8 protein-coding genes are annotated in these 9,114 nt (G+C 60.6%); 4 read left to right on the top strand and 4 right to left on the bottom strand.

Going from position 1 to position 9,114, the window contains the following annotated elements:
- On the bottom strand, positions 1–405 hold a 405-nt coding region (locus GZ093_RS18645; protein ID WP_296488956.1), incomplete at its 3' end, for a biotin/lipoyl-binding protein.
- Between the two features lie 143 nt (positions 406–548).
- On the opposite strand from GZ093_RS18645, the gene GZ093_RS18640 reads away from it, so the two are divergent.
- Together GZ093_RS18640 and tsaD are read left to right on the top strand one after the other, a co-directional pair.
- Positions 549–1,175: a TetR family transcriptional regulator gene (locus GZ093_RS18640; protein ID WP_296488954.1), complete on the top strand. Its 627-nt coding sequence runs from the start codon at positions 549–551 to the stop codon at positions 1,173–1,175.
- Positions 1,176–1,249: 74 nt separating this feature from the next.
- On the top strand, positions 1,250–2,326 hold the full coding sequence (gene tsaD, locus GZ093_RS18635) for a tRNA (adenosine(37)-N6)-threonylcarbamoyltransferase complex transferase subunit TsaD (RefSeq protein WP_296488951.1): 1,077 nt from the start codon (positions 1,250–1,252) through the stop codon (positions 2,324–2,326).
- An 84-nt stretch (positions 2,327–2,410) separates the two neighbouring features.
- Here the strand turns inward: tsaD and GZ093_RS18630 are convergent, their stop codons facing one another.
- On the bottom strand, positions 2,411–2,833 hold the full coding sequence (locus tag GZ093_RS18630; RefSeq protein ID WP_296488949.1) for an XRE family transcriptional regulator: 423 nt from the start codon (positions 2,831–2,833) through the stop codon (positions 2,411–2,413).
- A gap of 122 nt (positions 2,834–2,955) precedes the next feature.
- Between GZ093_RS18630 and GZ093_RS18625 the strand changes: the two genes are divergently transcribed.
- The gene (locus GZ093_RS18625) at positions 2,956–5,154 is read left to right on the top strand and encodes a site-specific DNA-methyltransferase (RefSeq protein ID WP_296488947.1); all 2,199 of its coding nucleotides are present in this window, start codon (positions 2,956–2,958) and stop codon (positions 5,152–5,154) included.
- Positions 5,155–5,234: 80 nt separating this feature from the next.
- Here the strand turns inward: GZ093_RS18625 and GZ093_RS18620 are convergent, their stop codons facing one another.
- Both GZ093_RS18620 and GZ093_RS18615 read right to left on the bottom strand, forming a co-directional pair.
- Positions 5,235–5,567 (bottom strand): phosphoribosyltransferase, encoded by a 333-nt coding sequence (locus GZ093_RS18620; protein ID WP_296488945.1) that lies wholly within the window; start codon positions 5,565–5,567, stop codon positions 5,235–5,237.
- A gap of 99 nt (positions 5,568–5,666) precedes the next feature.
- Positions 5,667–5,951: a hypothetical protein gene (locus tag GZ093_RS18615; protein ID WP_296488942.1), complete on the bottom strand. Its 285-nt coding sequence runs from the start codon at positions 5,949–5,951 to the stop codon at positions 5,667–5,669.
- A 44-nt stretch (positions 5,952–5,995) separates the two neighbouring features.
- Between GZ093_RS18615 and GZ093_RS18610 the strand changes: the two genes are divergently transcribed.
- A complete protein-coding gene (locus tag GZ093_RS18610; protein ID WP_296488939.1) occupies positions 5,996–8,965 on the top strand; it encodes a DEAD/DEAH box helicase family protein in 2,970 nt (989 codons plus the stop codon).
- The last annotated feature ends 149 nt before the right edge of the window (positions 8,966–9,114 follow it).

Here is a 9,114-nt window from a genome sequence, read left to right as displayed (position 1 = left end):
ACTGGCTTGCATCAGGTTGGCTTCGGCCTTGGCCTGCTGGGCCTGGGCGCTGGCAAAGACGGCCTGGTACGGACTGGCGTCGATGTCAAACAAGGCTTGCCCGGCCTTGACCTCGCTGCCCTCCGCAAAGCGGCGCTTCTGCAAAATACCGGCCACCCGCGCCCGCACCTGGGCCACGCGTGAGGCTTCCAGCCGGCCCGGCAGTTCCGTTACCAAACCGACATCGCCCGGCTTGACGATGATCACGCCGACCTCGGCCGCTGGCGCTGCGCCGCCCGGCCCACCTGGACCGGCGGGCGGTGCGCTGCCCTGACCGCACGCGACCAGCAAGGCGCTTAATGCGAGGGTGCCCAAGAGCTGCAATTGGGGTGCGCGGATCGATGGCCTGGCGAAGGTTTCAAGCATGATGTATTTCCGAAAAAAGAAGGGCAACAAAGCGCGTGATGGCGCAATATTGACACAAGAATTATTTTCGTGAAGTATACATACAGTCTTGTATGTATAAAATACAATCCGGTTTTCCGATACCCAGGAGTTGGTTTTTCGCCATGGCCCGTTGCACCAAAGAAGAAGCTTTCGCCACGCATGAGCAATTGCTCGATGCGGCCGAGCGGGTGTTTTATGAACAAGGGGTGTCGCGCACTTCCCTGCAAGCGATCGCCGAGGCGGCGGGCGTGAGCCGGGGCGCCATTTACTGGCATTTCAAGAACAAGGCCGATTTGTTCAACGCCATGATGGCGCGCATCACGCTGCCGATGGAGACCACGCTGCAGTGCATTGGCGCAGATGACGGGCGCGATCCGCTTGACGCTCTGCAGCACGCCATTCTGGATGCGATGCGAAAAATTTCCTCGGACGAGCGCACCCGCCGCGTTCTTGAGGTCGCCACGCTGAAGGTGGAGTACGTTGATGAATTGCTGGCGGTCAAGGCGCGCCAGTTGCAGACCCAAACCGAGGCGGTGCAACGCATGGCGCTCAGCCTGCAGGACGCGAGCACGCGCCAAGCCGTGATTTTGCCGATCTCGCCCTTGATGGCGGCGCAGGGCTTGCATGCGCTGGTGGTGGGTCTGATCCATACTTGGTTGCTGGCACCGCAGGCGTTTGCGCTGGTGAAAGTTGCCGAAGTGAGTATCGGGGCCTATCTGACCGGCTTAGGGTTGACGGTGCGGCGTTGAGTCGGCCACGGCGTGCCGGTGGGCTCCATCGAGCCCGTTCATGCGCGGGTGTGCATCCCCTAAACTCACCGGCTATGGCAAAAGACTACTGCGTGTTGGGAATCGAGTCCTCGTGTGACGAAACCGGCGTGGCGCTGGTGCAGGTGCAGGGCAAGGCCTTGCCGCTGCTGCTGGCCGATGCCCTGTACAGCCAGATCGAGATGCACCAGGCCTATGGCGGCGTGGTGCCCGAGCTGGCCAGCCGCGACCACATTCGCCGCGTACTGCCGCTGACCGAGCAGGTGCTGGCGGCATCCGGGCGAACCCTGGCAGACGTCGACGTGGTGGCGTTCACCCGTGGCCCGGGACTGGCCGGCGCCTTGCTGGTGGGCGCGGGCGTGGCCTGCGCGCTGGCCGCCGCGCTGGGCAAGCCGGTGCTGGGCATGCATCACCTCGAAGGGCATTTGCTGTCGCCATTTTTGAGTGCCGATCCGCCTGAGTTTCCGTTTGTGGCGCTGCTGGTGTCGGGCGGCCACACCCAGTTGATGCGGGTCGATGGGGTCGGGCGTTACGAACTGCTGGGCGAGACGATTGATGACGCCGCCGGCGAAGCCTTTGACAAGTCGGCCAAGCTGTTGGGTCTGGGCTATCCGGGTGGCCCGGCGCTCTCGAAGCTGGCCGAGCAGGGTGATGCGGCGGCGTTCAAGTTGCCGCGCCCTTTGCTCAAAAGCGGCAATCTTGATTTTTCTTTTGCCGGCCTGAAAACGGCGGTGATGGTGCAGGCCAAAAAGCTCGCGCTGGTAGCAGGCGTTGCGGTCGAGGCCTTGCCGGTGCAGGTGCTGGCTGACCTGGCGGCCTCCACCCAGGCCGCCATTGTGGAAGTGCTGGTGAAGAAGTCGCTGACGGCCTTGAATCAAACCGGGCTGAATCGTCTGGTGGTGGCTGGCGGTGTTGGCGCCAACCGCAGCTTGCGCGCGCAACTGAATGCGGCGTGCGCCCAGCGCGGCGTGCGCGTGCATTACCCGGAACTGCATCTGTGCACCGACAACGGCGCCATGATTGCCATGGCCGCTGCCATGCGCCTGCAGTCCGGCCAGCAAGCCGCCACCGAGGTCTATGCCTTTGACGTCAGGCCGCGTTGGCCGCTGGCCAATCTGCCCGTAGCAAGTTGAAATTGCCCGGAAATTTATAAGAAATCAGGCTCTAGCCCCCGCCGAATATGTGTAAGCAGCTACTTTTTTGGTATCAACTCGTGTTCAGATCGCAGACGGATTTTGGGGTTCGGTTGCTGAGTGCACCTTGGCAAAGGTCAGGATGATTTCGCGGATCAGTTTGCGTTGCGGCACGGGAAGCTTCAGGAAAGCCTCAAAAATATCCCGATCCTGGTAGCCAATGCCGCTATCCCAGCGGGCACGGCGCGACTCGACTTTGCGCTGAATCTCCTCACCGTAGTTGAGTTGCTGCGGCGCAATGGCCAGCCACTCAGCCAGCACCAGCAATTTCTCGTGCGTCGGCAAGGTCTCGCCGCGCAGCCAGCGGCGCACGCCGTGCAGCGTCATCGGTTTGCCCCAGTACCGGGTGTTGAACTCGCGTTCCAGCACAGCAGGCTTGGCCTCATAGCCAGCCGCCACCATGGCGTCACGTAACCGTTCCGCAAACAATTTTTTTGCGTTATCCATGCGGTTACGTTATGGGTCCAGCCATGCAACAAGGGAACAACCTTGTATAGTCACGTTTTTTACGTAACTAATACTCAAGTTGTCAGAATCTGCGCAAGCAGTCGGAGGCCAACACACCAGTCATGCCCAAATCCCTGCTCGAACAACTCCCCGAAATCGTCGCCGCCGGGCGCAAGGAAGCCGAAAGGCTGTTGGAGGGGATTGAGAGCCGCCAGCGCGTGACGTTGCAAACCCGCGAGGTGGTGCTGCCGGCCAAAGACAGCGCGGTGCAGGACTGGGTGACCTCGCAAGCCCGCGTGGCGCAACGCGAGGTGTTTGCCCCCGGCCAGACCAGCCTGCTGGACAACCCACAGCCGATGCTGGGGGAAGTTTCTGGTACTTCGCGTCCGGCATCCGTTGAGGCGCTCAACGCCGGTTCTGTGGACGGGCAACCCTGGGTCAACCGCCTGATCTATGGCGACAACCTGCTGGCCATGGCGGCGCTGTTGGCGGGCGACGAGCAAACGCCCAGCCTGCGCGGCAAGGTCGATTTGATCTACATCGACCCGCCATTCGACAGCAAGGCCGACTACCGCACCAAAGTCACGCTGCCGGGCGTGGAACTGGAACAAAAGCCCACGGTAATTGAGCAGTTTGCGTACTCGGATACGTGGTCAGACGGCACGGCCTCGTACCTGGCGATGATCACGCCCAGGTTGATTTTGATGCGCGAGCTGTTGGCAGATACCGGCTCGATTTACGTGCATCTGGACTGGCATGTGGGGCATTACGTGAAGCTGGTGCTGGATGAAGTGTTTGGCCGGGATAACTTCGTCAATGAAATATTCTGGAAGCGCTCCGACTCCCACTCTGATTCGCAGGAAAAGTACTCGGCGATAACGGACACAATTTTCTTTTTCTCAAAGCGCGGGGAGCACTACTGGAATCCTCCGTACTTACCTTTGCCACAGAAAACTATCACTGACTGGTACAAGAACATCGAGCCTGAAAGCGGAAGGAAGTACAACCTAGACAACTGCTCAAGCCCCAACCCTCGCCCCAACATGATGTATGCGTACAAGGGGGTGAGGCCACCACCAAACGGGTGGCGGTACTCACTTGAAAAGATGACTGCACTTGATGCCTCTGGCAGATTGCACATAACGGCAACGACCATCAAGTACAAAAGGTATCTTGACGAAAGCAAGGGCGTTCTTTGTTCGAACCTTTGGAATGACATTTCACAAATCCGTGGTTATGGGATAACCAACGAAAGTGTCAACTACGGCACGCAAAAGCCTGAAAAACTCCTTGAGCGCATCATCCGCGCATCTTGCCCCGAAGGTGGCATCGTCGCCGACTTCAACGGCGGCTCCGGCACCACCGCTGCCGTCGCCGAAAAACTCGGCCGCCGCTGGATCACCACTGACCTCGGCAAACCCGCGTGCATGATCATGCGCAAACGCCTGATCGATCTTGACGCCAAGCCCTTCCTCTACCAAGCCATCGGCGACTACCAAGTGGAGGCGGCCAAAGCCACGCTGGGGCGGGACTTCCGCATTGGCGATCTGTCGCAGATCGTGCTATCGCTCTATGGTGCACTGCCCTTGCCGCCGGACGTGAACCCGCAGCGCAACCTGGGCCACATTGCAGGCATCGACTTCGGCGGAAAGCGGGGCAGCAAGACACTGGTGCTGGCCGACTCACCCAACAAGCTCACCGGCACGGCCACGCTCAAGAAGGCGATTGCACAACGCGACAACCTGCTGGGCGGCTGGGACCGTGTGGTGGTGCTGGGCTGGAACTTTGAGCCCTCGATTGGTGAGACCATCACCGCGCTGAACGACAGCCGCATGGAGGTGCTGGTGATTCCGCCCGACCTGATGGATCGGCTCAAGAAAAAAGGCGGGCTGGACAAGCTGCGCGGGCAAGTGCGGTTTTCGTCCCTGCAGTATTTGACGATTCACCCGGTGGAGCGTGCTGTAAAAACCGGCGCAGACATGCCAACCGAAACCCTGACGGTGCAACTTAAGAACTACGTGTTGCTGTCCCCCGAAGCAATCAACCTGGACGACGACAACCGCGCCAAGCTGCAAGCCGTGGCCAACAAGGAGCCGCTGACGCTGATCGAATACTGGGCGGTGGACCCGGACTATGACGGCAAGGTGTTCCGCTCGGCTTGGCAGGACTACCGGGGCAACACCGCGAATGATGGCGACGCGCTGCGCGTGGTGACGCAGGCGGTGGTGACGGCACCCTTGAAAGACGGCCCGCGCAAGGTGGCCGTGCGGGTGGTGGATGTGTTTGGGTTTGAGGCGGAAGTGGTGGCTGTGGTCGTATGAGTCCGACCTACGCCGCCGCAATCACTTTGTGGTCAGGTGCGCGGAACACCGTTGTTCGCACCAATGCGGCCAGCTCGCGCTTACTTTGCAGCAGCAATGCGGCTTCGGACGGTGTCAGCTCCCTCGGTGCGGGCAAGGTACCGAGCTTCTGATTCAGTAAGCGCGTCGAAGGCGTGAGCGAATTGTTCGATCCACCAGTGTTCAAGTTCATTTCCATGTCGATTCCTCAGTTCTGTCAGTCGCTCGGCGCTGGGTGCCAGTTTGGCGGAGTGCTGCTTACCCGTCAAGCATACCGCCGCCAGCACTTTGCCGCCTTGGGATTCGATGTATCCCTTCATGTTCGCCAGCGTGCCCCCCATGCCAATGAAGTCATCCACCAACACGTATTCGCACTCTGGGGTGACCGTGCCCATGAATCTGGCTTGGCGTGCAAGCCGAGAGAATCCATCGGCACCGGTGTGAAAAACTACATTGGTTTGGTAAATGCCGCTGTCCACAGGCCAGCCAAGCGCCTACCCCAGCAAATCTGCAAACACCTCGGGAATGGCGTTGATACCTTCGCGCTCATAGGCGTGGGCGCTGACCAAGGTAGGCGTATGTCCGCGCAACAAATTGACCAGCGCGAGGTTTTGCGCTTCGCTCATGGTGTTGTTCACCAACGCAATGGCTGCATTCCCATCCCCCGCCTTCGCTGCCTTGTAAGCCGGATGCTGCTTGACCGCCGACTCGCTGGCGTGAATCAGCACGTCGGGGAAGTTGCCCCAAGGGCTGCGTGGCGGCTGGATGATTTTCGACATTCACTGCATTTTTGCACGTTCAACCCATTCTGAGATTCATTGCCATGAGCCAAGCCCAACCCGACAACCAACTCGCCCTCTCCCTGGGCCTCACCACCAAAACCACCCAGCTCTGCCTGGGCCTGGAGTCCGGCGCGGCCGACATTCTGGAGCTGGTGACACCCACCACTGCCGAGCTGCTGCTGTGGTGGTTTGGCGAGGACATGGTTGCCGCGCGCGGTGGGCTCAACTTCCATTCGGGACAGAAACAGGCCATTTTGAACGCCATCGTGGCGCACGAGGTGCTGGGCCGGGACCAGGCGCACTGGTCACTGCTGGATTTGTACCGCGCCACCGCGCCCGACGCGCTGCTCACCGGAACGCGGCTGGCCGAGGTGTCCAACGCCAAACACGCGCACCCCAAATATTGCTTCAAGATGGCCACCGGCACCGGCAAGACCTGGGTGCTGCAGGCGCTGATGATCTGGCAATTGCTCAACAAAACAGCGGCGCTGGCTGACGGCATTGACGATGCGCGCTTCACGCGGCAGTTCATGGTGGTAGCACCGGGGTTGATTGTTTACGAGCGGTTGCTCGATGCGTTTTGCGGCAAGCTGATTGAAGGCGGCAACGGTTCGCGTGACTTTGCCAAGTCAGACGTGGCGCAGTTTGCCGACCTCCTCGTTCCCGAAGCGCAGCGCGACGCCGTTTTTGCCTTTGTGCGCGGCAACGTGTGCAGCAAGAACGAGATTGGTCTGAAAGCCACGGGCAACGGCATGATCGCGATTACGAACTGGCACTTGTTGACTGAGGGCGACGTGACTGATGAGGTGGAAGATGTCGATGCCGTAGAAACCCCCGGTGCGCCACTGGAGCCGCAGCAGGTCGTCAACGCCGTGCTGCCGCTGATGCCGGGCCGCGCCACCGGCAACAGCCTGGACGTGCTGGACCGGCGCTATGCGCGCGGCAATGTGCTGGAGTTTCTGGCCGCGCTGCCCGAATTGATGGTGTTCAACGACGAGGCGCATCACATTCACGACTTCAAGCGCGAAGGCGAAACGACTGAGGTGGAGTGGCAGAAGAGCCTGAGCCGCATTGCTGCCACCAAAGGCAGGCGTTTTGTGCAGGTGGATTTTTCGGCCACGCCGTACAACGACGTGGGCGCAGGCAAGAACAAGCGCAAGCTTTACTTCCCGCACATCATCACCGACTTTGATCTGAAGAGCGCCATGCGTGCCGGGCTGGTGAAATCGCTGGTGCTTGACCGACGCAAGGAGATTGGCGCGCTGCCGCTGGAGTTCAAGGCCGAACGCGACGAGGCGGGCAAGCCGACTTTGAGTGAGGGCCAGCGCGTGATGCTGCGCGCCGGCCTGATGAAATTGCGCAAGCTGGAAGCCGACTTTGCCCGCATCGACCCGCTGCGCCGCCCCAAGATGCTGGTGGTGTGCGAAGACACCACGGTGTCGCCGCTGGTTTCAAGCTTTTTGCAAGATCAGGAAGGGCTGTATGCAGACGAGGTGATGACCATCGACTCGGGCAAAAAAGCCGAGCTGGGCGAGAAAGACTGGGCGCCGGTGCGCGAGCGCCTGTTCAATGTGGACCGCCATGCCACGCCGCGCGTGTTGGTGAGCGTGCTGATGCTGCGCGAGGGTTTTGACGTGAACAACATCTGCGTGATCGTGCCCTTGCGTTCCAGTCAGGCGCAGATTCTGTTGGAGCAGACCATTGGTCGCGGCCTGCGGCTGATGTGGCGCGACCCGGAATACACCGACCTCAAACGCGAAAACCGCGAGCGCATCAACGCGGGCCAAGAGCCCGGCAGCCTGCTGGATGTACTGTGCATCGTGGAGCACCCCGCGTTCCAGTCGTTTTATGACGAGCTGATCAGGGAAGGTTTGGCGGGCACCACAGGCGATGGCATGGACGACACCAGTGCCACGGGCGACGTGATTGCGGCCGAGTTGCGCGAGGGTTTTGAAGCGTTTGACTTCGGCATTCCGTTCATCCTGCAAGAGGCCGATGAGTTGCGCGACCACCACGCGCTGGACATTGCGGCGCTCCCTGCCTTTAGCGCTTTAACGCCCGGTCAGCTGGCCGAGATGCTGGGCAAGGGCGATGCCTTTATCTCGCAAGACCTGCAAAGCGCCACGCTGTTTGGCGGCTACCGGGTGGACGGGGCGGTGATGAACGTGGGAGGCTACAACGACTACCTGAGCCGCCTGACCCGGCGCATCAGCCAGGCGCTCAGCGAACCCTTGCCGAAAACCGGCAAGATCGCCAGCCATATCGCCAAGCCCTATTTGCAGGTGAACACGGCCGAGCTGACCGGTTGGCTGGATGACTACATCTGGACGCAGCTCTTTGCCGGAGCGTTTGACCCCTACGAAAATGAGAACTGGCGACTGTTGCTGCTACAGCCGGTGGTGGACCACATCACCAAGGTGTTTGCCGTGGCGCTGCTGGAGTCGGAGCAAAAACATGTGGTCGGGCAGACCGAGGTGCACCAGCGCTACCTGAGCGAAGTGCCGCGCCTGATGATGCGCGAGAGCCATTCGGTAGAGGTGAGCAAATGCATCTACACCCGCCTTAGCTGGCCCGCGCGCAACGGTGGGCTGGAGCGCGCCCTGATCCACTGGGCACAGGCCGACACGCGGGTAGCCGCCTTTTGCAAGATCAGCGAGAACCGGCACACTTTTGCGCGGCTGCGCTACGTGAAGGACGACGGCCTGGCCGCGTTCTACTCGCCCGACTTTCTGGTGCGAACCGCCAGCGCCACCTATCTGGTGGAAACCAAAGCGCAGCAGCAGACCATTCACCCCAATGTGCAGCGCAAGCTCAAAGCGGCGGTTGCGTGGTGCGAGCGCATCAACCAGCTGGCACCGGAACACCGGGGCGGCCTGCCGTGGCATTACGTGCTGCTGGCCGAAGACACCGTCTATGAGTGGCAAGGCAAGGGCGCCCGACTGGCCGAACTGCTGGAATTTGCCCGGCTGCGCCCGCTGGCGGATGCCTCGCTTCAAGACCGGCTGCTTTGAGAGCAAAAAACGGCTCTAGCCCACGTCCCGTATGCTTAATAAGCTACTATTAATATGAATGGCACTTACATAAGCGGCATGACGTCGAGGTCACGAGCGTAAGCACTTGAATTTGAATACAAAAAGAGGTGACTGACCCGTGGATTGAT

Source organism: Rhodoferax sp., from assembly GCF_010365055.1.
Classification (GTDB): Bacteria; Pseudomonadota; Gammaproteobacteria; order Burkholderiales; family Burkholderiaceae_C; genus Rhodoferax.
The sequence above is the reverse complement of the archived record's forward strand: the minus strand, read 5'-3'. Positions and strand labels throughout refer to the sequence as shown.

Excerpts from the sequence above, each read along its gene's own strand:
- GZ093_RS18640 (WP_296488954.1), top strand. The coding sequence starts at position 549 with ATGGCCCGTTGCACCAAAGAAGAAGCTTTCGCCACGCATGAGCAATTG.
- tsaD (WP_296488951.1), top strand. The coding sequence starts at position 1,250 with ATGGCAAAAGACTACTGCGTGTTGGGAATCGAGTCCTCGTGTGACGAA.
- GZ093_RS18630 (WP_296488949.1), bottom strand. The coding sequence starts at position 2,833 with ATGGATAACGCAAAAAAATTGTTTGCGGAACGGTTACGTGACGCCATG.
- GZ093_RS18625 (WP_296488947.1), top strand. The coding sequence starts at position 2,956 with ATGCCCAAATCCCTGCTCGAACAACTCCCCGAAATCGTCGCCGCCGGG.
- GZ093_RS18620 (WP_296488945.1), bottom strand. The coding sequence starts at position 5,567 with ATGGGCACGGTCACCCCAGAGTGCGAATACGTGTTGGTGGATGACTTC.
- GZ093_RS18615 (WP_296488942.1), bottom strand. The coding sequence starts at position 5,951 with ATGTCGAAAATCATCCAGCCGCCACGCAGCCCTTGGGGCAACTTCCCC.
- GZ093_RS18610 (WP_296488939.1), top strand. The coding sequence starts at position 5,996 with ATGAGCCAAGCCCAACCCGACAACCAACTCGCCCTCTCCCTGGGCCTC.